At 64.2% G+C, this 21112-nt stretch carries 19 protein-coding genes and 1 other RNA gene; 8 read left to right on the forward strand and 12 right to left on the reverse strand.

What is annotated here, in order from left to right:
- Positions 1 to 2: 2 nt before the first annotated feature.
- The 7 genes from mraZ to CLU85_RS19550 all read right to left on the reverse strand — a co-directional run bounded on the left by mraZ (position 3) and on the right by CLU85_RS19550 (position 8031).
- Positions 3 to 431 (reverse strand): division/cell wall cluster transcriptional repressor MraZ, encoded by a 429-nt coding sequence (gene mraZ, locus CLU85_RS19520; RefSeq protein WP_100412654.1) that lies wholly within the window; start codon positions 429 to 431, stop codon positions 3 to 5.
- A 253-nt stretch (positions 432 to 684) separates the two neighbouring features.
- Positions 685 to 2010 carry an ATP-dependent protease ATPase subunit HslU gene (gene hslU, locus CLU85_RS19525; RefSeq protein ID WP_100411725.1) on the reverse strand — a complete coding sequence of 442 codons (1326 nt, stop codon included), beginning with the start codon at positions 2008 to 2010 and terminating at the stop codon, positions 685 to 687.
- Between the two features lie 129 nt (positions 2011 to 2139).
- Complete coding sequence (gene hslV, locus CLU85_RS19530; RefSeq protein WP_100411726.1) at positions 2140 to 2703, reverse strand: ATP-dependent protease subunit HslV; 564 nt, start codon at positions 2701 to 2703, stop codon at positions 2140 to 2142.
- Positions 2704 to 2807: 104 nt separating this feature from the next.
- Positions 2808 to 4562 (reverse strand): STAS domain-containing protein, encoded by a 1755-nt coding sequence (locus CLU85_RS19535; RefSeq protein WP_100411727.1) that lies wholly within the window; start codon positions 4560 to 4562, stop codon positions 2808 to 2810.
- Positions 4563 to 4609: 47 nt separating this feature from the next.
- On the reverse strand, positions 4610 to 5107 hold the full coding sequence (gene dksA / locus CLU85_RS23665) for an RNA polymerase-binding protein DksA (protein WP_369858275.1): 498 nt from the start codon (positions 5105 to 5107) through the stop codon (positions 4610 to 4612).
- A gap of 480 nt (positions 5108 to 5587) precedes the next feature.
- Positions 5588 to 6655, reverse strand: coding sequence for a GTP-binding protein (locus CLU85_RS19545; protein ID WP_100411729.1), 1068 nt, complete (start codon positions 6653 to 6655; stop codon positions 5588 to 5590).
- Positions 6656 to 6789: 134 nt separating this feature from the next.
- Positions 6790 to 8031 carry a class I SAM-dependent rRNA methyltransferase gene (locus CLU85_RS19550; RefSeq protein ID WP_100411730.1) on the reverse strand — a complete coding sequence of 414 codons (1242 nt, stop codon included), beginning with the start codon at positions 8029 to 8031 and terminating at the stop codon, positions 6790 to 6792.
- 218 nt (positions 8032 to 8249) lie between these two features.
- On the opposite strand from CLU85_RS19550, the gene CLU85_RS19555 reads away from it, so the two are divergent.
- Positions 8250 to 8777: a chemotaxis protein CheW gene (locus CLU85_RS19555; protein WP_100411731.1), complete on the forward strand. Its 528-nt coding sequence runs from the start codon at positions 8250 to 8252 to the stop codon at positions 8775 to 8777.
- Between the two features lie 470 nt (positions 8778 to 9247).
- Here the strand turns inward: CLU85_RS19555 and CLU85_RS19560 are convergent, their stop codons facing one another.
- The 3 genes from CLU85_RS19560 to dapF are packed head-to-tail and all read right to left on the reverse strand — an operon-like array spanning position 9248 to position 11838.
- Entirely contained in the window at positions 9248 to 10213 is a 966-nt protein-coding gene (locus CLU85_RS19560) for a tyrosine recombinase XerC (RefSeq protein ID WP_100411732.1), read from the reverse strand.
- Between the two features lie 45 nt (positions 10214 to 10258).
- On the reverse strand, positions 10259 to 10948 hold the full coding sequence (locus CLU85_RS19565) for a DUF484 family protein (RefSeq protein WP_100411733.1): 690 nt from the start codon (positions 10946 to 10948) through the stop codon (positions 10259 to 10261).
- Positions 10945 to 11838, reverse strand: coding sequence for a diaminopimelate epimerase (dapF, locus tag CLU85_RS19570; RefSeq protein ID WP_100411734.1), 894 nt, complete (start codon positions 11836 to 11838; stop codon positions 10945 to 10947). Before dapF ends, CLU85_RS19565 begins: the two co-directional genes overlap by 4 nt.
- A gap of 114 nt (positions 11839 to 11952) precedes the next feature.
- On the opposite strand from dapF, the gene CLU85_RS19575 reads away from it, so the two are divergent.
- Positions 11953 to 12657 carry a glutathione S-transferase N-terminal domain-containing protein gene (locus tag CLU85_RS19575; protein WP_100411735.1) on the forward strand — a complete coding sequence of 235 codons (705 nt, stop codon included), beginning with the start codon at positions 11953 to 11955 and terminating at the stop codon, positions 12655 to 12657.
- A gap of 107 nt (positions 12658 to 12764) precedes the next feature.
- Entirely contained in the window at positions 12765 to 12962 is a 198-nt protein-coding gene (locus CLU85_RS19580; RefSeq protein ID WP_100411736.1) for a hypothetical protein, read from the forward strand.
- Positions 12963 to 12977: 15 nt separating this feature from the next.
- Here CLU85_RS19580 and CLU85_RS19585 read toward each other — a convergent pair whose 3' ends face one another.
- On the reverse strand, positions 12978 to 13862 hold the full coding sequence (locus CLU85_RS19585) for a LysR family transcriptional regulator (RefSeq protein ID WP_100412655.1): 885 nt from the start codon (positions 13860 to 13862) through the stop codon (positions 12978 to 12980).
- Positions 13863 to 13976: 114 nt separating this feature from the next.
- Here CLU85_RS19585 and CLU85_RS19590 point away from each other — a divergent pair, with 114 nt between their 5' ends.
- From CLU85_RS19590 to CLU85_RS19610, 5 genes are all read left to right on the forward strand, one after another.
- Positions 13977 to 15179 (forward strand): MFS transporter, encoded by a 1203-nt coding sequence (locus CLU85_RS19590; protein WP_100411737.1) that lies wholly within the window; start codon positions 13977 to 13979, stop codon positions 15177 to 15179.
- 92 nt (positions 15180 to 15271) lie between these two features.
- The gene (locus tag CLU85_RS19595) at positions 15272 to 16945 is read left to right on the forward strand and encodes an MBL fold metallo-hydrolase (RefSeq protein WP_100411738.1); all 1674 of its coding nucleotides are present in this window, start codon (positions 15272 to 15274) and stop codon (positions 16943 to 16945) included.
- Between the two features lie 31 nt (positions 16946 to 16976).
- Entirely contained in the window at positions 16977 to 17777 is an 801-nt protein-coding gene (locus CLU85_RS19600) for an rRNA pseudouridine synthase (protein ID WP_100411739.1), read from the forward strand.
- 211 nt (positions 17778 to 17988) lie between these two features.
- Positions 17989 to 19251, forward strand: a complete 1263-nt coding sequence (locus CLU85_RS19605) for a YjgN family protein (RefSeq protein ID WP_100411740.1) — start codon at positions 17989 to 17991, stop codon at positions 19249 to 19251.
- Positions 19252 to 19253: 2 nt separating this feature from the next.
- Complete coding sequence (locus CLU85_RS19610; RefSeq protein WP_369858277.1) at positions 19254 to 20480, forward strand: M48 family metallopeptidase; 1227 nt, start codon at positions 19254 to 19256, stop codon at positions 20478 to 20480.
- A 64-nt stretch (positions 20481 to 20544) separates the two neighbouring features.
- On the opposite strand, the gene rnpB is transcribed toward CLU85_RS19610, so the two are convergent.
- Positions 20545 to 20980, reverse strand: an RNA gene (gene rnpB / locus CLU85_RS19615) — RNase P RNA component class A.
- Positions 20981 to 21112 lie beyond the last annotated feature (132 nt).

Here is a 21112-nt window from a genome sequence, read left to right on the forward strand (position 1 = left end):
CCTTAGAAGGAGAAGTCCTTGAAGACATCCGGCATCTCGCCCTGCATGGCCTTGGCTTCCTGCTCGTCGTAGGTGGCCTTGTCCCAGAGTTCGAAATGGTTGCCCATGCCCAGCAGCATGGTGTCCTTGGAAATACCGGCCGCCTCGCGCAGCTCGGGCGAAATCAGCACGCGGCCCGTGGCGTCCATCTCCACGTCCATGGCGTTACCCAGAAAGATGCGCTTCCACCACTGCGCAGACATGGGCAGCTGAGCGATGCGTTCACGGAACTTCTCCCACTCGGTGCGAGGAAACACCATGAGACAGCCGTGTGGGTGTTTCGTGATGGTGAGCTGACCCGATGCGGTGGCCGCGAGGACGTCACGATGCCGGGTCGGCACGGACAGCCGACCCTTCGCATCGAGACTCAGCGACGAGGCACCTTGAAACACGGACAGATTCCCCATTCGGTTTTGCGCCTCGCCGGTCCGTGCAATGGACCTTGAGGGCACTTTTCACCACTTAATTGCACTTTTTTGCACTGTAGCAGGAAAAGCACACCGAACAAGAGGGTGTTCCACAAACTTTTGCAATGAAATCAATGACTTAGGCGCGACTTTGCAGCTGGCAAAACACCAAAAGTCGTTGAAAAAGAAGCACTTAGAGAGGCCTATGAAAGTGACCTCTCAAGGCTTTACGCAGTGGTCACAGGATGTAGCGCGACAGGTCTTCGTCCTGGCTCAGGGTCTGCAGGCGGGCATCCACGTAGGCCGCATCCACGACGACCGTCTGGCCCGATAGGCGAGCGGCATCAAAACTGACCTCGTCCAGCAGGCGCTCCATGACGGTGGACAGCCGACGCGCACCAATGTTTTCCGTGCGCTCATTCACGTCAAAGGCAATGTGCGCCAGGCGGGTAACACCCTCGGGCACAAACTCCAGCACCACCCCTTCGGTCGCCAGCAGCGCCTGGTACTGTTTGACCAGCGAGGCATGGGTCTGCGTGAGAATGGCTTCGAAATCCTTGACCGACAAAGAGTCTAGCTCCACGCGGATCGGGAACCGCCCCTGCAACTCCGGGATCAGGTCGCTGGGCTTGGACAGGTGGAACGCCCCAGACGCGATGAAGAGGATGTGGTCCGTCTTGATCATGCCGTATTTGGTGGACACCGTGGTGCCCTCGACCAGCGGCAGCAGGTCGCGCTGCACACCCTGGCGCGACACGTCGGCGCCACTGCTTTCCTGGCGCGCGGCCACCTTGTCGATTTCGTCGATGAAGACAATGCCGTTTTGCTCGGCATTGGCGATGGCGCGGGTCTTGATCTCGTCCTCGTTCACAAGCTTCCCCGCCTCTTCATCGGCGATGAGTTTCAGGGCTTCGGCAATCTTGAGCTTGCGGGTCTTGCGCTTGTCCTGGCCCATTTGGCTGAACATGCCGCGCAACTGCTCCGTCATTTCCTCCATGCCCTGCGGCCCCATGATTTCCAGCGGGGCACGGGCTTCGGCCACGTCAATCTCGATGTCCTTGTCATTCAAGGCACCTTCGCGCAACTTCTTGCGGAACACCTGCCGCGCCGTGTTGTCGGCGGCGGGTTCGGCGCCGGTCGCGGCACGGGCGGGCGGGATCAACACGTCCAGGATGCGCTCTTCAGCGGCATCTTCGGCGCGGGTGCGCACCTTCTTCATCTCAGACTCGCGCGTCTGCTTGACGGCCATCTCTGCCAGGTCACGGATGATGGAATCCACGTCCTTGCCCACATAGCCCACTTCGGTGAACTTGGTGGCCTCGACCTTGATGAAAGGCGCATCGGCCAACCGGGCCAGGCGGCGCGCGATCTCGGTCTTGCCCACCCCCGTGGGTCCGATCATGAGGATGTTCTTCGGTGTGATCTCCTGGCGCAGGCTGCCCTCGACCTGCTGGCGGCGCCAACGGTTGCGCAGCGCAATGGCCACGGCGCGCTTGGCACTGGCCTGCCCCACGATGTGGTGGTCGAGTTCGGAGACGATTTCCTGGGGGGTCATGGACGACATAGAGGTCTTCCTGGTATCAAATTAGGCTCAAGCGCATATACATCATGCGCCGACAGCTATAAAAAACAGAGCATTTTCACCGGAAATGCAATCCATGCGACGCGGCAAAAGCACCCGACATCGGGCCACTCACAGCGTCTCGATGGTGTGATTCATGTTGGTGTAGATACACAACTCGCCCGCAATTTCGAGCGACTTCTTGACGATCTCCTGCGCAGACAGCTCGGTATTTACCAAAAGTGCCTTGGCAGCCGAGTGGGCGTAGGCGCCGCCCGAACCAATGGCCACGATGCCTTGCTCTGGTTCAAGTACATCCCCGTTGCCGGTGATGATCAGTGAGGCCATGGTATCAGCCACCGCCAGCATGGCCTCCAGGCGGCGCAACACGCGGTCGGTGCGCCAGTCCTTCGTCAGCTCGATAGCGGCACGGGTCAGGTGGCCCTGGTGCTTTTCCAGCTTGGCCTCGAACCGCTCGAACAGCGTGAAGGCGTCGGCGGTGGCACCCGCAAAACCCGCGAGCACCCTGCCATGGTAGAGCTTGCGCACTTTGCGCGCCGTGCCCTTGACCACAATGTTCCCCAGCGTGACTTGGCCGTCACCGCCGATGGCCACTTGCACGCCATCAGGGGTTTGACGGCGCACGCTGATGATGGTGGTTCCGTGAAACACCGGGTTGTCTTGAGATGAGTCCATAACTGCGGCAGATGGGGGTGACCCCATATTTTGCAAGCAGTGCCAAACCACCACGCTACCCACACCATGCCACCAGGGCGTGTGGGTGGCGCCATGGCGCTCGGTCAGTTTTTGCGGGGGACGACCCAGGCGTGCTCGTTGATGCCGATCACGTTGAAGAAAATCGCCACCAGTCGCTGCAAGTTGTGGAACTGGACCACGTGACCATGTCCTTGCTGCTCTGCCGCCCAGTTCAGCACCGAGCCCGCTGCGGCAAAGTCCACGCGAATGAGCTTGTCGCAGGCAATCGTGAGCGGCACCCCCGGCCGCAGGATGGCCTCGAACGGCTGCAGCAGCGGAGTGGCATCACCGTCGATGTGGCCACTCAACTGCGCGACCGGACCCACATCCGGCGCGGCGGATGCAGACGGCTCACCCATGTCAGTGGCCAGCAAATCGCCGTCAGCAGCCAGCGGGGCCGAGCCCGAGTTGACGCCCTCGTTGTCCGAATACCCGGAGCGCGGCGACACCCAGGACGGCGGCGACACCTCGTAAGTCACACAGTAATCCAGCGCCACCAGCTCAAACTCATCAGGTTTCCCCATGAGCCGCATAGCGGCCATGCGCAAGCGCCACCACTCCGTGCTGTTGGAACGGTCGCCTGACTGGGTTTTTGCCTCCAGCAGCGCATTGAGTTTTTCAACGCCCGAAAACACAAACTGCCCCTCGCGGTCGGCCCATTGCATGACCTGGTCCGCCAGCAATGGAACCGCTGCCTCGTCAATCGCTGTGAGACGAGCCCACGACAGCGTCCAGGGCGACGCAGAGCGCGCCAGCGAAGCCTGCAACGCAGCCACCGACGACACAGCCAATGTGGGCGGAGCGTTCCAGCTGAAATCACGCCGCATGGCCGCTGCAGGGGCAACCTCAGCGCCCCCGGCAACGGGGGTCACGGCCGCCGCCATCCCCAACTGCTCCGGCATCGAGAACCACAAGGGTGCGGAGCGGCTGTACTGGGCGGCAAAGTCAATGGCCAGCGCATCAAAACGGTCATGCTGTCCGGTAGCCCGGTGCAGATCGAACAGCGTCATCCAGATTTCCAACTGCTGCTCAGGCTCATCCTGCTGGTGCTGTGCCAGTACATCGAGCAGGCCAGACTCGGCCCCCGCATGGTCACCATTGGCAAACCGGATGGCGGCTTCTTCTAGATCGGGTTCGTGCACGAATTCCTCCGGTTCGAATGCGGGAGCGGTCATGGCCGCAGGAGCCGCAGGGCTGAAGGACGCCTCGACAGGGTGATGGCTACCCGCCAGCATGGGCGCATCGGTGCCGCCAAAGCGGCCAATGACCATGCTGTCGTCAGCAAACAGCGGCTGAACGGCCGCCTTGTTGTCCAATGGGGCCGATAGGCTGCCAGGGGCGGTAGGGGCATAGGCCCTGGCGTGGGCCGAATCTGAGGTTTCGGTGCTGGAATCTGGCATCACGCCCGGCTGGGTCGGCGCATCGGCCCCCTGCTTGCTCTTCCACCACTGCTGCGACATCTGCGCTTCGATCTCGTCGATCTTCTTGAGCGTGACGGCGCGCTCATCGGGCGAGGCCATGCTGCTCTGAAAGAACGAAGGCCGACCGGCAGCGTCTTCCACGCGCTGACCCTGCAGCACTTCACGCTGGCGCAACTTGCGCAGCTGATCGAACTCACGGCGCCGCACAAAATCGTTGCGGCGCTTGCGTTCAATCATTTCCTTGAGCATCTGCTTGCTGTACTGGCTCTCCCGGTCGTCCTGAATGGAGTCCAGCTCCGTCCAGTTGACCGTCGGATTCTTCACGAACCGAACCACCTTCGATAGCAGGCCGCCGGGGGTGGTTTCTTCCTTGCTCATGGCTCAGAGTACAGAGTGCGCGGGGTGATCAACAAGCCACAGCCCGTTCAATCCCCAAACATCTTCTGCTTGAGTTCGCGGCGTTGCTGCGCTTCCAGCGACAGCGTGGCAGTGGGGCGAGCGATCAGGCGGCCCACACCAATGGGTTCGCCGGTTTCATCGCAATAACCGTAATCGCCAGCGTCGATGCGGGCAATGGACTGCTCGATCTTCTTGAGCAGCTTGCGCTCGCGATCGCGGGTGCGCAGCTCCAGGGCGTGTTCTTCTTCGATCGTGGCGCGGTCGGCGGGGTCAGGCACCACCACGGTGTCTTCACGCAGGTGCTCGGTGGTTTCGCCAGCACTGTTGTGAATGTCTTGCTTGAGCTGAACGAGCTTGAGGCGAAAGAACGCCATCTGCTTGTCGTTCATGTACTCGCTGTCGGGCATGGCCATGACTTCGGCGTCGGTCAACTCAGCGGCGGACTTGGCTTTCCAGTTGTTCGCCAGCTTGGGGTCTTTTTTGGCAGCCGTGAAGGTTGGGTGCACTTGCGCGGTCGTGGGCATGGTGTGTAAATAACTGGCTTTGGCAGCGGTTGAAGCCACTGCCTGTGCCATGGATGGTACGGTCAATTGGGCCAATCGTGAAGAAGGCCGGGTTGTGCGCACGGGTACCTGTGAACCTGCTTGCAGCACGGGTGCCGGAGCAGGTGCCGCCACGGCGGGGCTGACCATCGCCTTGGGCGCTGAAGCCACCTTGGCAGTGGCCTTCGCAGCAGCTTTGGGTGCCGCTGGGGCTGCGGCGCTTTTTGCCGCGACGGGGGTGGCCTTGGTGGTCCCCTTGGATTTGCTGGTGTCGGCTTTCACTTCCTGGTCTCCTCGCAGTACGGGCGGGCCCAGCTGCTTTCGCAGCCTAGGGCGGGTGGCAAGCCTTCCGGGGTTTTACCGGGGCGCGATTGTATCGACCTGGGCCGACGCAAACGGAAACGTTGTAGATACAACACAAACCCGTGGGCCAGCCCTGGCAAACACAAGGGCATGGAAGCCTCAGATAAGGCTCTGCTCAAGCCCTTGCAGGAAGATGTCTTTGGGCAGATCGATGCCAATAAAGACCATTTTGCTGGTCCGCGCCTCGCCCTCGGCCCATTGGGGCCCCAGGTCGCTGCCCATGAGCTGGTGCACGCCCTGGAAGATGACCTTGCGCTCGGTGCCCTTCATGTTCAGTACGCCTTTGTAGCGCAACATGCGTGGGCCATAAATATTGACAATCGCGCCCAGAAAGTCCTCCAGCTTGACCGGGTCAAACGGGCGGTCCGAGCGATAGACAAAACTCTTCACATCGTCGTCATGGTGATGGTGGTGACCCTGCCCGTGTTCATGCTGATGCGACGGGTGGCTGCAATGCTCCCCATGTTCGTGGTCATGGCCATGGTCATGGTGGTCGTGCGCCTCGTCTTCGTCCTTGAGGAAATCGGGGTCAATGTCCAGCTTGGCATTGAGATTGAAGCCCCGCAGGTCCAGCACCTCCTTGAGCGGCACCTCGCCAAAGTGCACCGCCTTGATGGGCGCGCGCGGGTTCATGTGCTTCAAGCGGTGGATCAGCGCTTCGGTGTCCTCGGCACTGACGAGGTCGGTCTTGGACAGGAAAATCTGGTCGGCAAACCCCACCTGGCGGCGCGCTTCCTGGCGGTCGTTGAGCTGCTGGGGGGCGTGCTTGGCATCGACCAGCGTGATGATGGAGTCGATCAGGTACGTCTCGGCGATCTCCTCGTCCATAAAGAAGGTCTGCGCCACAGGCCCCGGGTCGGCCACGCCGGTGGTCTCGATCACGATGCGTTCGAAGTCCAGCAGGCCCTTGCGCCGCTTGGCCGCCAGCAATTGCAGGGTCTCGCGCAGGTCTTCACGGATGGTGCAGCAGATGCAGCCGTTGCTCATCTGCACGATCTGCTCCTTGGACTCGGTCACCAGGATGTCGTTGTCGATGTTCTCTTCGCCGAACTCGTTTTCGATGACGGCGATCTTTTGGCCATGGGCTTCGCTCAGCAGGCGCTTGAGCAGGGTGGTTTTGCCAGCACCCAGAAAGCCGGTGAGGATGGTGACGGGGATCAATGCCATAAATCTGTCTTTCAATCGAATCAATACAGGTGCTGCGGCCGGTTGCTGGAGGCCGCAGTGCCCCGATCGGGGCGTATTTTTCAGTGTACCGAGGCTGTCAAGCCCCTGCAGGACGCCAGTGCAGCATCCAGGCCTCAGCCCTTGCGCATCACCACCAGCCCCTTGAGGTACTCGCCCTCCGGAAACTCCAGCGTCATCGGATGGTCGGGCGCCCCGCCCAGGCGCTCCAGGATGAAACCGTCCACCCCGGCGTCCGCCCCGGCGGACGCCACGATCTTGTGGAACAGGTCGGCACTGATCCCGCCCGAACACGAGAACGTGAACAACACCCCGCCCGGCGACAGCAACTGCAGTGCCAGCCGGTTAATGTCCTTGTAGGCCCGGGCCGCGCGATCCGCGTGGGCGGCTGTGGGGGCGAACTTGGGCGGGTCGAGCACGATGGCATCAAAGCGCTGGCCTTCTTTCAAGAACTGGCGCAGAGAGGCGTTCACGTCCGCATCCATGAAACTCGCGCGGTTCACATCAAACCCGTTGAGCGCCACGTGGGCCCGTGCCCGCTCCAGCGCCGGCCCCGACGAATCGATCGAGATCACCTGCCCGCCCGCTGTGCCCCCAACAGCCTCAGCAGCGCGCATGCCCGCCAGCGCGGCCACACTGAAACCACCGGTGTAACAAAAGCAATTGAGCACGCGCTGAAAGCCCAGGCGCTGGGCATAGTCGGCAAACCGCTTGCGGCTGTCGCGCTGGTCCAGATAGAAACCGGTCTTGTGGCCCTCGGCGATATTGAGCGTCAGACGCCACTGGTGCTCACGGATGGCCAGTTCCAGCGGGGGCGGCGCATCGCCGGCCTGCACTGGCACTCCGCCACGCAACCAACCCGTGGCGGGCTCCAGCCCCTCCAGGGTGCGCACACTGGCGTCTGAGCGCTCATAGAGCTTGGTCAGGCCTGTTTCGCGCAGCAACGCATCAGCGATCACATCCTTCCAGCGTTCGGTGCCGGCGCTGGTGAACTGCGCCACCAGGGTGTCGCCGTAGCGGTCCACGATGAGCCCTGGCAGGCCGTCGGACTCACCATGCACCAGGCGGACACCATCGCTTTGCACATCAAAACGGGCTCTAGCGATGATGGAGCGTGCGCAAGCAGCTATAAAAAATGGAGCATCTATGCGCTGCGCCTCGTCAAAGCTCCACACCCGTGCACGGATGCGCGAGCTGGGGCTGAACGCGGCCCAGGCCAGAAACTGGCCGTCATGCGACTCCACACGCACCGTCTCGCCACTGTCGCCGCCACCCTTGGCAATGGCCGATTCGAAGATCCAGGGATGGCGGCGCAAGAGCGAGCGCTCTTTACCAGCGCGAAGTCGAAGGGTTTTCATGCCCCGGATTGTGCGGGCTGGCAGTTGCCGTACCACCCCGACCCCGCAAAAAACACCGCGCCACCCGCACTGTGCTCCACGCCGAACCCTGACAGCCGCCGCCCACAGCCCCGGCGCGCCCTCAATTTGCCATGTCTTTTTATCAATTGCCGAGCCATTTATTTGACAAATATGATTTTCAAAACTTAAAATTGCGAAAAATATCATTTTTATCAAACATGACTTCCATCGCCACCCTCCCCCGTTCCACACGCCTGGCGCCCGCGCCCGGCACTGCCCAAGCCAAGATGACCGACATTCGGGAATTCCTGGCGTTCAAGATCGGCAACGAAGAGTACGGCGTGGACATCCTGCGCGTGCAGGAAATCCGGTCGTATGAGAAGCCCACCACCATCGCCAACGCTACCGGGGACCTCAAGGGCGTGGTGAACCTGCGCGGTGTGATCGTGCCCATCATCGACATGCGCCTGAAACTGGGGATCACCACCGTGCAGTACGACCACCTCACGGTGGTGATTGTTCTGAATATCGGCCAGCGGGTGGTGGGCGTGGTGGTAGACGGGGTGTCCGACGTGCTCACGCTGGAGCGTGAACAGTTGCGCCCGGTGCCCGCGCTGCGTGGCGACTTCAACCCAGACCACCTTCTGGCCATTGGTTCGGTGGGCCCGCGCATGCTGATCCTGCTGGACATCGAGAAATTCCTCGCGCCTTCGACGGCGGGCGAGCCCCCCGCACTCACGCACTGAGCCCGCCCCCCCCTGAACACCCACCATGAACGTCAACGACCTCAAGATATCGACCCGCCCATCGCTGCTGCTGGCAGCCCTTTGCCTGCTGACCACCGTGATCGGTACCGTCGGCCTGATGGGCATGTAACGCGCCAACGTCGGCCTCAACACGGTCCATCAAGACCGGGTGGTGCCGCTCAAGCAGATCACAGAGGCGGCGGACGTCGTGCGCACCATGAGGGACATCAACCACAGCAGTGGCAAGATTGCCGACATAAACGCAGCCCTGGTCGAAGAAATGGCCGCCGCAGCCGCCAGCCTGAACCAGCAGGCCAGTGAACTGGTCGGCCCGTGGCCACCTTCAATTTGCCGCAGGTTTACGCGCAGCACGCGGCACAACCGCACCACGCAACGCACCGCCCTCTGCTGGGCTGCAACTACCGCATGGCAGCCGCCTGAGCGTGTGCCCAATCCCGCGCGTTTACGGTTTACGGCTTCTTGCGCGCACGCGGGTGGGCTGCGTCATACACCTTGGCCAGGTGCTGAAAATCGAGCCGCGTATAGACCTGCGTGGTGGTGATGTTGGCATGGCCCAGCAGTTCCTGCACTGCGCGCAAGTCGCCACTGCTTTGCAACAGGTGGCTGGCAAATGAATGGCGCAGCATGTGCGGGTGCACAGGGGTCGTGAGCCCCGCCTGCTGACTGCGCTGGCGCAGGCGCAGCCAGATCGACTGCGCGGTGAGTCGCTTGCCACGCTGGCCCACAAACAGTGCCGCGTCGAGCCGCGCAGAACCCTCGCCGCCAAATGGTGAAGCCCGGAGCTGCAGCCAGGCCTGCAACGCAGCGGTGGCCGCACGGCCCACAGGCACGCTGCGGCGCTTGCTGCCTTTGCCAAACACATGGGCTTCGCCCGCTTGCAAATCCACCCATCCGCGCCCCAGGCGCTGAGTGTCGGCGTTAGGGATGGCATCGAGGCCAGCCAGTTCGCCCACCCGCAGGCCACACCCGTAAAGCAGTTCGACCATGGCCGCGTCCCGCGCCTCCAGCCAGGGGTCGGCCCCGGTGTTGTCGAACTCGGCCAGGCGCACGGCGTCGTCCACACCCAGCGCCTTGGGCAATGGCTTGGGCGCCTTGGGGGCCCGCACATCCTGCACAGGGTTGTGCGGGATCAGCCCCTGCCGCCCGGCCCAGATGAAAAACCCGCGCCAGCCCGAGAGGATGAGCGCAATACCGCGCCCGCTGCGTCCGCCGCTGTGCATCTGCGCCACAAACCGGCGGATGTGCGCGGTCTGCAGTTGCAGCAAGGGCAGGTTCACCCCTGTCGCAAACTGCGCGAGCTTTTCGAGGTCCAGGGTGTAGAGCGTGAGCGTGCGCGCCGCCAGCCGCTTTTCAACGCGCACATGCTCCAGGTACCGCAGAACGTGCGGGTCAAGAACGGTGGGCGTTTCAGACATGGTTACCGTGGCTGAAACATCACCAGGCTTCTGCCGGACCGCGGGCTACTTCAAGCGCAGCAGGGCCGCACTGGCCAGCTCCGCCATGCGTGACAGAAATTCGGTGCCCATCGTGGCATCGAAACGCTGCGGGTCGTGCGAACCCAGCACCAACAGGCCAAAGGCGGGCGTGGCGCTGTCGATGGCGCCCGCGCGCAGTGGCAGCAGGGCCAGCGACTGGGCCGGCTCGCCCGCCCCATGCACCAGCCAGCCTGCAGGCTCAAAGCCCAGATTGGGGCCACAGAACGGCATGGTCAGCGACGAAGCAAAGGCACGCGCATCGTCGCTCGCGCCCTGGGTGAAGTCGGCATCGATATAGGGGCCCGCCACATCCCACACGCGCACGGCGGCCTGGGGCACGTCAAACAGGGTACGCACTCCCTCCACCACGGCTTGCGGCAGATCGAACGGGTCTTTCACCTGCAGCAGCGCGCCGGTCCACTGGTGCACCTTGTGGGCAATGGCGGCGTTTTCGGTGCTGTTGCGCACCATCTCCATGATGCGGTGCTCCAGGCCCTTGATCTTCTCGCGCAGCATTTCGGCCTGGCGCTCTTGCAGGCTCACAGCGCGCGCGCCATGGGGGCTGGTGATCTGCACGCTGGCCAGCACTTCGGCATGGCGCTCAAAAAAGCCGGGGGTGTTGCTCAGGAACTGGGCGATGTCGTCTTCGGTGATCGGTGGGATATGGGAGGTCATACGAGGGTGTCAGGAATATCGATCTGGCCTTCGAACACCGTGGTGGCGGGGCCGGTCATGTAAACGGAATCGGTGTCTGCACCGCTCCAGGCAATGGTGAGGCGGCCGCCGCGCGTGTCCACATGCACCTCGGGGCCGAGCAGCCCCAAGCGGATGCCCGCTGCCACCGCCGCGCAGGCGCCCGTGCCACAGGCCAGGGTTTCACCCACGCCGCGCTCAAACACACGCAGCCGCACATGGCCCCGGTCCACGATCTGCAGAAAACCCGCATTCACCCGCTGCGGAAAACGCGCGTGGCGTTCGACCAGCGGGCCGGCCTCTTGCACGGGGGCCGTGTCCACGTTGTCCACCAGCTGCACGGCATGGGGGTTGCCCATGGAGACAACCGCTACCAAAACAGTAGCATCTAGCGCTTTACCATCCAACGCCAGGGGCCATTTTTGCCCTGATCCTTGGGCGACAGGCGTCAGGCCGGCAGCATCGAACGGCACCAAGGCGGGATCGAACTGCGGGCGCCCCATGTCCACGGTAACGCGGCCATCGGGCGTGAGGCGGGGCGCGATCACGCCGCTTTTGGTTTGCACGCGGATCGCGTCTTTGCCCGACAACTGCTTGTCGTGCACAAAACGCGCAAAGCAGCGGGCGCCGTTGCCACATTGCTCCACCTCGCCACCATCGGCGTTGTGGATGACATATTCAAAGTCGATGCCGTCGGCGGCAGCCTCGGCAGTGGGGGTCCGCACGGTGAGGATCTGGTCGGCACCCACACCGAAATGGCGGTCGGCCAAAAAACGGTACTGGGCCGCAGACAGCCCCAGACGGCCCTGGGTTTCGTCGAGCACCACGAAATCGTTGCCCGCGCCTTGCATTTTGGTGAAGCGAATCTGCATCGGCGGATTATCGTCGTTGCGCTGCCAATCACCTCGGACAGCGCCGGTTTCGCCATCGCATTAGGCTTGCACTCTTTTGGCACCGCTGTGGTCGCCTCCCGCCAGGACTCCTCCATGCCCGATCTTTCCCCCTTCGCCATCACCCACAAATGGCCCGCCCAGCACCCTGACCGCCTCCAGCTGTATTCGCTGCCCACGCCCAATGGTGTGAAGGTGTCGATTGCGCTCGAAGAAATGGGCCTGCCCTACGAACCCCATCTGGTGAGCTTCGACACCAACGACCAGACAACGCCCGAGTTCCTGTCGCTCAACCCCAACAACAAGATCCCCGCCATCCTCGACCCGAACGGGCCGGGTGGCCAGCCGCTGGCGCTGTTCGAGTCCGGCGCCATCCTGCTGTACCTGGCCGACAAAACCGGCCAGCTGGTGCCCCAGGACGCCGCCGCGCGCTACGAAACCATCCAGTGGGTGATGTGGCAGATGGGCGGCGTGGGCCCCATGTTTGGCCAGCTCGGGTTCTTTCACAAGTTTGCCGGCAAGGACTTTGAAGACAAGCGCCCGCGCGACCGCTACGTGGCCGAATCCAAGCGCCTGCTGGCGGTGCTCAACCAGCGCCTGGCAGGCCGCCAATGGGTGATGGGCGATCAGTACACCATTGCCGACATCGCCATCCTGCCGTGGGTGCGCAACCTGATCGGCTTCTATGGTGCGGGGGACCTGGTGGAGTTTGCGCAATTCAAGGAGGTCCAACGTGTGCTCGATGGGTTTGTGGCCCGTCCTGCCGTGGCCAAGGGGCTGCTGATCCCGGCACGGGCTTGACCTGGGACAATTTCTCGCCCGCCTTTGATGTCGATCAGGTTCGCAAGCCAAGGGGCCACCTGTCCCACACCTACCATGGGCCTCCTCAAAATAACAGGGAGTGCCCCATGGGATTGACCGTCAATGTTCTGGATGATCTGGACACCCATAACCTGCATGCAGCCGCCCAGGCAGCGATGCAGGAGAACAACGCCATCGCGCTGATCGAGCTGCTGGAAATGCTGTGGAGCTGCGATGTGGAAGGCGCCAACGCCGTCATTGACGCCGTGCTGCTGCGCCTGCAGCAGTTGCGTGCGCAGCGCTGAGGCGCGGCTGCAGGCTCAGCCCATGTGCTCCTGCAAAAAATCCAGAAAACACGCAATACGTGCCACCAGCTGCGTGTTGCGGTAGTACACCGCACTGACGGGCTGGCGCACATCCACCGTGTCCTTGGCCAGCACCGGCACCAGGTCGCCGCACGCGCGGTCGGCGGCGGTCATGAAATCCGACAGGCACACGATGCCCACGCCCTGCAACGCCAACTGGCGCAGGGTTTCGCCACTGGATGCCGTGATGCCCGGCACCACGGGCCATTCGTCGCCATGCGCTCCGCGCAGCGGCCAACGGTTGAGCGACTCGGGCTGCGTGAAGCCCAGCAGCGTGTGCCGCGACAGGTCCGCCACCGACCGGGGCTTGCCCTGCGCCTCCAGATACGCCGGGCTGGCCAGCACGCGCAGGCGGCTGGTGCACAGCGGGCGCGCATGCAGGGTGGAGTCCCGCAAGGGGCCGATGCGGATGGCCACGTCGGTGCGCCGCGCCAGCAGGTCGATGTTGAGCTCGTCCGTGTCCAGCTCCAGCGTGATCTGCGGGTAGGCCTGGCGAAACGCAGGCACCAGCGGCACCACGGCGTGCAGCATGAAGGGGGTGGCGGCATTCACGCGCAGGCGGCCAGCGGGCTGCTGGCGGCGTGCGGCCATGTGCTCCTCGGCGTCATCGATGGACGCGAGGATGGCGCGCGTGCGGTGCAAGAAGGCCTGGCCCTCCTCTGTCAACTCGGTGCGCCGCGTGGTGCGGCGCAGCAGCGTGGTCTCCAGCTTCTTCTCCAACCGGCCCAAGGCCCGGCTGATGCCCGACACCGTCTGGCCCAACTGGTCCGCCGCTGCGGTGATGGAACCGCCATCGACCACGGCGACAAAGGCCTGCAGCTCTTCCAGGGTGGTCTTCATGGCGGACATCCTCGCTGATTGTTGATTTCAAATCAACAATTTATGGATTTAAACCCTATTTTTCTGCAAAGCTGAAGACCCGACACTTCCTCCCGTCCACAGAGGAGTGTTTCCATGCCCATTGCCTTGCTCGCGCTGACGCTCAGCGCTTTTGCCATCGGCACGACCGAATTCGTGATCGTTGGCCTGCTTCCCACCGTGGCGGCCGACCTCGCCATCAGCATCCCCTCGGCAGGCCTGCTGGTCAGCCTGTATGCCCTGGGGGTCGCCATTGGCGCCCCGGTGCTCACCGCACTCACCGGCAAGCTGCCGCGCAAGGCGCTGCTGCTGTCGCTGATGGCGCTGTTCACCGCTGGCAACCTGCTGGCCTGGCAGGCACCGAGCTACGAATCGCTGGTGGCCGCGCGCATCCTCACCGGCCTGGCGCATGGGGTGTTCTTTTCCATCGGCTCGACCATCGCCACCGGCCTGGTGCCGCGCGAGAAGGCGGCCAGCGCCATCGCCATCATGTTCACCGGGCTCACCGTGGCGCTGGTCACGGGCGTGCCGCTGGGCACCTTCATCGGCCAGCACTTCGGTTGGCGCGAGACCTTTCTGGCCGTCTCGGCCCTGGGCGTGGTCGCCTTCATCGGCAGCGCCGTCTTTGTTCCCAGCAACATGGCCCACACCCCGCCCGCCTCGCTGCTGCAGCAGGCCAAGGTGCTGGCCGAGCCGCGCCTGCTGCTGGTGTATGCCAAGACAGCCATCGGCTACGGCGGCACGTTCATTCCGTTCACCTTTCTGGCGCCCATCCTGACCGACATCTCAGGTTTCAGCGTGGGTGCCGTGGGCTGGGTGATGCTGGTGTATGGCGTGTCCGTGGCCATAGGCAACCTCTGGGGCGGCCACCTGGCCGACCGCTTGGGGCCCATTCCTGCGCTGCGCATCATCTTTGCGCTGCTGGCCGCCGTGCTGTTGGTACTGCAGTTCACCGCACCCTACCCGTGGCTGGCCCTGGGCACCGTGCTGCTGTGGGGTGCCGTGGCGTTTGGCAATGTGCCGGGACTGCAGGTGTATGTGGTCAAGCAGGCCGAACGCGTCACCCCGCAGGCAGTGGATGTCGCCTCGGGCCTGAACATCGCGGCCTTCAACCTGGGCATCGCGGGTGCGGCCTGGGCGGGTGGCCTGATCGTGACGCACCTGGGTCTGCGGCACACGCCGTGGATTGGAGCGCTGGTGGTGCTGGTGTCGTTGGCACTCACGCACTACAGCGGTGTTCTGGACCGGCGCAGCGGCATCCCTGTGCGCAGCAGCGGGCCGGTGCCCGTGGGGCACTGAAGCGCCCTTGCTCGCCACTGGTGCGGGGCCGGGACCGAGCCCCCAAAGGCGGCGGGCTGGCACCCGGAGCGCGCCACCTCGATAATGGGCCGATGCCCCGCACCACCCAACAACTGCATCCCCACCGCGAACCTGTTGCCACCCGCCCGGCTGCCACTGTGCTGCTGCTGCGCGATGCGCCCGGCCCGGAAGGTCTCGAAGTCCTCATGACCCGGCGCTCGGACAAGGCCAGCTTTGCGCCTGGCGCCTATGTGTTCCCCGGCGGCGGCATCGATGCGCAGGACGCCGTGCCCGCCACCCACGCCGCCGCCGACCGCCGCCCCGCACAAAGCGATCTTCACCTGACCCAGGCCATCGCCGCCATCCGTGAAAGCTTTGAGGAGCTGGGCGTGCTGCTGGCCCGTCACGCCGATGGCCGCATGGCCGACGCCACGGACATCGCAGCCATCGACCGCCAACAGCCCTTTGTGGCGCAATGCCAGGCCCGGGGCCTGCGGCTGGCGGCCGATGCTGTCTTTTTGCTAGCCCACTGGACGGCCGACCGCGACCTGGCGCGCCGTTTTGAGGTGCCCTTTCTGGTGGCCCGCATGCCCGAAGGCCAGGAGCCCGTGGCCGATGAGGCCGAGCAGTTCGAGCCGGTGTGGGTGCGCCCGGCCGATGCGCTGGCGCGGCACGAGGCGGGGCAGTTCTTCATGATCTTTCCCACCATCCGCACGCTGCAGCGCCTGGCAAAGTTTGCCAACACCCAGGCCGTGCTGGACGCCGTGGCGCACGAACAACCGCTGTGGGTGAGCTGCCCGCGCGCGGGCACGCTGGCGGGCAAAGAGGCCCGCTACATGGAAGACGAAATGCCGTTTGGCGAGCTGGCGCTGGTGTGCCCCGACGGCCAGATCGTGCACCCGCTGGACTGGCAGACCGAGCGCCCGGTGCCGCTGCTGCGCAACGTGCAACGACTCACGGCCCCCAACCCGGGCGTGATGACCGGCCCGGGCACCAACAGCTATCTGGTGGGCGACCCGGCCACGGGCTACATCGCCATCGACCCCGGCCCGGCCGATACCGACCACCTGGACAAACTCTGGCGCGCTGCGGGTGGCGATATCCGCATGATTGTCTGCACCCATTCGCATGCCGACCACTCACCAGGCGCTGCACCGCTTCAGGCGATGTGCGTGCAGGCGGGCAAACTCAAGCCGCCCATCCTCGGCCTGCCATCGGCGCCCACCGCGCGCGCCGCCAGCGAATTCACGCCGGATCGGCCACTACAAAATAATGAGCTACTCACGCTTGAAGGACAAGCGCAAGACGGCAAAATCACCCATACCCTGCAAGTGATCCACACCCCTGGCCATGCGGCCAACCACCTGTGCCTGCGGCTGGTGGAAGACGCACTGCTGTTCAGCGGCGACCACATCCTGAACGGCAGCACCACGGTGATCGACCCGCCGGACGGCAATATGGCCGACTACCTCGATTCGCTGGACCGGCTGCACGCGGTGTGCGCCGAACACGGCGTGGAATTCATCCTGCCCGCGCATGGGTATGTGCTCGGCGATGCACGCGGCGCCATTGCGCGCCTCAAGGCCCACCGGCTGGCGCGCGAAGCCAAGGTGCTGGCGGCCCTGCAGGCACTGCCACAGGGCAGCATGGAAGACTGGGTGCGCCACGCGTACGACGATGTGCCGCCGCGCATGTGGCCCGTGGCGCAGCGCTCGCTGCTGGCGCATGTGGAACGCATCCGTTCGCAACAACCCGGCAACAACTGAACATCAAGAACACCCAGACCCCATTCATTCAATGACCGAAAAAAACCCCGACCCCACCCACATCCGCCTGGCCAAACGTGTGGCCGAACAACTGAACTGCTCGCGCAGCACGGCCGAGCAATTCGTCGAAGGCGGTTTTGTGAGCGTGGACGGCCAGGTGGTGGAGGCCCCCGGCGCGCGCGTGCGCCCCGACCAGACCGTGACGGTGGCGCAGGACGCAAGCCTTTTGGAGCTGACACCCGTCACCCTGCTGTTGCACAAACCAGCGGGTTTTGAAGCAGGCCTGGGCCAGCCGGCCCCCGGCGGTAGCGCGCCACACCGCAGCCAGGCCAGCCGCAGCCAGGGCGCCACCCCGGCCACGTCGCTGCTGGAGATCGCCTCCCATCTGGCCGAAGACGCCTCGGGCATCCGCGTGCTGCAGCGCCACTTCAAGCAGCTCGAGTGCTTCACCCCCTTGCCCACCGAAGCCAGCGGGCTCGTGGTCTACACCCAGGACAAACGCATCGCGCGCAAGCTGGCCGAGGACATCGAGTCGCTGGAGCAGGAGTGCATCGTGGAGGTCCAAGGCGATATTGCACCCAATGGCCTGCAGCGTCTGTGCCATGGCCTCTCGTTCAACGGCCGCGCGCTGCCGCCCATCAAGGTGAGCTGGCAGAGCGAAACCAAGCTGCGCTTTGCGCTCAAGGGAATTCGCCCCGGCCAGATTCCGGCCATGTGCGACGCCGTGGGCCTCACGGTGGTAGCCCTCAAGCGCATTCGCATCGGCCGCGTACCGCTGTCCAAGGTGCCGGAGGGTCAGTGGCGCTATCTGCAGCCGTGGGAGAAGTTTTAACCCCCGTGTTGCTTCGTGCCTTCGCCCCCACGGAGGTGCTGGTGGGGCCGAGCCAGTGGCCAATGACGGGATTGGCAAAGCGATCGCCCCGCCAAATAGCTACCAAAAACATAGCTGCAAGCGCTTGATAGTCAAGCGCTAGAAGCCAATCTGGATTGATACATTCCGCCCTGAGCCGCTGCTACACTGCGCGACAAACAGGAGGGAGTTCATGAGCCAAGTTCCATCAGACGGCGCGGCGGGGCCGATGTCGACGTTCATGCCGATGAACATCGACGCCCACCCGCTCGAATTCACGGGCAGCGGGGGTGAGTATTTCCGGGTCTGGATCGTCAACGTGCTGCTCAGCATCGTCACGCTGGGCATCTACACCCCCTGGGCCCGGCGCCGCACGGCCCAGTATTTCTACAGCCACACCCTGGTGGCCGGCAGTCCCCTCGAATTCACCGCGCAGCAGCGCAAGATGGTGATGGGCTTTGTGCTGCTGATGCTGCTCACCATTGCCTACAACCTCGCCGCCAACACCGGGCAAGACACGGCCGTGGGCTTGTTCCTGCTGGGGGGTGCACTGCTGGCCCCCTTCATCTGGGGCAGCGCCATGCGGTTTCGCCTGGGGGCCACGCGCTGGCGCGGCCTGCGACTGCAGTTCACCGCCAGCTGGAAAGAGGTCTACGTTGCCAGTTGGCCCGTGTTTGCGCTGGCGCTGGTGTGGTTTGGCGTGTTCTTTGGCATGCAGATGCTGTCACCGGAGTTGGCCGATGCACTCCAGGCCGCTGAGGACGAAGTCCGCAAGCCGTCCATGCCCTCGTTCACACCCGCCATGGGGGGCCTGCTGCTACTGGGCCTGGTGCTGTCGGTGCTGTGTTTTATCCGCCTCGAATACAACTACAAGAGCCTGCTGGTGCTCAAGGCCCAGGTGGGCGCCGAGCGCGGCCGCTGGAAACCGGTGTACATGGACTTTGTCAAGGTCTGGCTGGCCACGGTGGCAGTGTTCATCCTTTGCGTGGTGGGCATCGCGGTGCTGATCGGCGTGCTCGCAGGCAGCTCCATCGCGTTGGTGGCCAGCCAGAGCAACCGCCTGGGGCTGTGGATGTTTGTGGTGATCATCGTGTCCATCGTGGCGGGCATCTTTTTGCTGATCCTGGCGTCAGCACCCGCCCGCGCCTACCGCGAGGCGCGCATGTTCCAGCTCCTGTGGAGCAACATCGGCGTGAGCCACGTGGCGCGCTTCAAATGCCAATTGAAGAGCGGCCGCTATGTGGGACTGCGCATCAAGAACATGCTGCTCACCTTGCTCACGCTGGGCCTCTACCGGCCGTTTGCACGGGTCAGCGAATACCGCATGAAGCTTGAATCCGTCACCCTGCACGTCAAAGGCGGCGTGAACCAGGTGGCGGGCGCCATGGCACGCCAGCAGCAGGGAGGGCTGGGCGATGCGCTGGCCGATGCGGCTGGCCTGGATCTCATCGGGTGAGCGTGCCCGCGCCTCTACATCCGGCCCTGATCTCCGGACGCTGGTTCGACGGCCGAAGCAGCCAGGCCCGGCCCGTGATGGTGGGCCTGCAAGCCACGCCGCGGGGGCCATCGCTGGTGCTGCACCCACTCTCGCAGCCGGGGGCCGAGCCCGTGGTTTTTGCCTGGACGGAAGTCGGCTGGCCCGAAGCCTGGAACAGGCGCAAGCCTCAGCCCCTCGTGGTCGTTGACTTGCGCGACCACGGCAGTGTGGAGATCGACGCCGTGGCCGCCTGGCGTGCCGCGCTGGCGGCTGCTGGCGAGCGCCCGGGCATCGCGCAGCGCATGCAGACCCGCTGGCCCGTGCTGCTGGGCGTGACGGCCGCTGCCATCCTGGGCATCACCCTGTTCTACCGCTACGGCACGCCCTGGGCCGCCACCCAGCTCACGCGTTTTGTCCCCCTCGGCTGGGAGACCAGCGTAGCCGAGAACGTACTCAAGCAGATGGACGATGGCACCTTGAAACCCAGCAAGCTGCCCAAGGAACGGCAGGCTCAGCTGAAGGCCCGATTTGATGCGATCGCTCAGCAAACGCCCGCCACACATCACCGCTACCCCGGCTATCGCCCGCCACTGACACTGGAGTTCCGCTCCGGCATGGGCGCCAATGCCTTCGCGCTGCCCGGTGGCAAGATTGTGATGACCGACGGCATCGTGAAAGCCGCCGCCGACAAGGGCCTGCCCGACGATGCCCTGGTGGGCGTGCTGGCGCATGAGATCGGCCATGTGGTGCAGCGCCACACCACGCGCATGGTGGTGCAGCAGGGTGTACTCCACATGGGGCTGGGACTGGCGCTGGGCGACGTGTCGGGCATCGTCTCCACCGGCGCTTCATTGCTGACCGGCCTGGCCTACAGCCGCAGCCACGAGCGCGAGGCCGACTGCTTCGCCATCGCTGCCATGGCCCAGGCAGCCCTGCCCACGGCGCCCATGGGCCAGCTGCTGCTGGCGATTGCACGCGACGCAGACGAGGACAGCAACACCCAGAAAAAGGACCCGGCCCAAGGCACCGCTGCCGGCGCACCCACACCCCAACCCGGGGCCAGCGCGCCTGACGCCACGCGCCAACGCAAGACAGCCCAGGAGGTCGAATCGCACCCTGTCTGGTCGTTGTTGAGCAGCCACCCAGACACCGTGGAGCGGGCGACAGAGCTGGAACGGGGGCATGCGCCCCACTGCACAAAGGGCTGAACACACCGCGCAGCAGGGCCGGTGTGCCCGAAGCCCGCTTCACATGCGGGCCGGAAAAAATAAAGTGTGAAGCGCGCCGATAAGCCGGATTCTGTGCACCACGGTTGCCCGCAGTGTGACCGCCATTAATCTGGGCCGGGTGTTGCCACCACGGCTCGGTGCTACCTACCCGCCAACTCTGCGGAACCACATCAACGTTGGCCTACTTGGTATTGCTGCGCGTAGAGATTGCCCGTTTCACCCAAGTCGCGTTCCGCGCCTTGGGTGGCTATGGGGCTTCAGGCTTGCGCCTGAGCGTCTGGCTTGCGCCAGCCGTTGCCAGCTTGCGCTGGCACCCCATAGAACACCCTTGGTGGCTGAAAACGACCTGACTCGTCTCTGTTGCTCTGATCCTCACCTCACGGTGGGCAGCCGTTAGCTGCTACGCTGTCCTGTGCAGTCCGGACGTTCCTCCAGTGCCTGGTTTCCCAGATTGCACCAGCGGCGGTCTGGCGCGCTTCACAGGCAGGATTATCGCCCAGTGCTGAGGGGCCAGCACCCCATCGGATCGAAACCCACCCAATCCGTGAGTGGGCATCCGCATCGGCCAGCCCCATGTGCTGCGTCCGGATATCCATATAGCCAAGGCCGCA

It is taken from the genome of Acidovorax sp. 69, from assembly GCF_002797445.1.
Lineage (GTDB): Bacteria > Pseudomonadota > Gammaproteobacteria > Burkholderiales > Burkholderiaceae_C > Acidovorax.

What these genes read in the sequence shown, in the direction of transcription:
- CLU85_RS19550 (WP_100411730.1), bottom strand. Translation starts at nt 8,031, where the DNA reads ATGAAAACCCTTCGACTTCGCGCTGGTAAAGAGCGCTCGCTCTTGCGC.
- hslV (WP_100411726.1), bottom strand. Translation starts at nt 2,703, where the DNA reads ATGGACTCATCTCAAGACAACCCGGTGTTTCACGGAACCACCATCATC.
- CLU85_RS19535 (WP_100411727.1), bottom strand. Translation starts at nt 4,562, where the DNA reads ATGAGCAAGGAAGAAACCACCCCCGGCGGCCTGCTATCGAAGGTGGTT.
- CLU85_RS19560 (WP_100411732.1), bottom strand. Translation starts at nt 10,213, where the DNA reads ATGTCTGAAACGCCCACCGTTCTTGACCCGCACGTTCTGCGGTACCTG.
- dksA (WP_369858275.1), bottom strand. Translation starts at nt 5,107, where the DNA reads ATGCCCACGACCGCGCAAGTGCACCCAACCTTCACGGCTGCCAAAAAA.
- CLU85_RS19545 (WP_100411729.1), bottom strand. Translation starts at nt 6,655, where the DNA reads ATGGCATTGATCCCCGTCACCATCCTCACCGGCTTTCTGGGTGCTGGC.
- CLU85_RS19605 (WP_100411740.1), top strand. Translation starts at nt 17,989, where the DNA reads ATGAGCCAAGTTCCATCAGACGGCGCGGCGGGGCCGATGTCGACGTTC.
- hslU (WP_100411725.1), bottom strand. Translation starts at nt 2,010, where the DNA reads ATGTCGTCCATGACCCCCCAGGAAATCGTCTCCGAACTCGACCACCAC.
- CLU85_RS19555 (WP_100411731.1), top strand. Translation starts at nt 8,250, where the DNA reads ATGACTTCCATCGCCACCCTCCCCCGTTCCACACGCCTGGCGCCCGCG.
- dapF (WP_100411734.1), bottom strand. Translation starts at nt 11,838, where the DNA reads ATGCAGATTCGCTTCACCAAAATGCAAGGCGCGGGCAACGATTTCGTG.
- CLU85_RS19565 (WP_100411733.1), bottom strand. Translation starts at nt 10,948, where the DNA reads ATGACCTCCCATATCCCACCGATCACCGAAGACGACATCGCCCAGTTC.
- CLU85_RS19600 (WP_100411739.1), top strand. Translation starts at nt 16,977, where the DNA reads ATGACCGAAAAAAACCCCGACCCCACCCACATCCGCCTGGCCAAACGT.
- CLU85_RS19585 (WP_100412655.1), bottom strand. Translation starts at nt 13,862, where the DNA reads ATGAAGACCACCCTGGAAGAGCTGCAGGCCTTTGTCGCCGTGGTCGAT.
- CLU85_RS19595 (WP_100411738.1), top strand. Translation starts at nt 15,272, where the DNA reads ATGCCCCGCACCACCCAACAACTGCATCCCCACCGCGAACCTGTTGCC.
- CLU85_RS19580 (WP_100411736.1), top strand. Translation starts at nt 12,765, where the DNA reads ATGGGATTGACCGTCAATGTTCTGGATGATCTGGACACCCATAACCTG.
- CLU85_RS19590 (WP_100411737.1), top strand. Translation starts at nt 13,977, where the DNA reads ATGCCCATTGCCTTGCTCGCGCTGACGCTCAGCGCTTTTGCCATCGGC.
- CLU85_RS19575 (WP_100411735.1), top strand. Translation starts at nt 11,953, where the DNA reads ATGCCCGATCTTTCCCCCTTCGCCATCACCCACAAATGGCCCGCCCAG.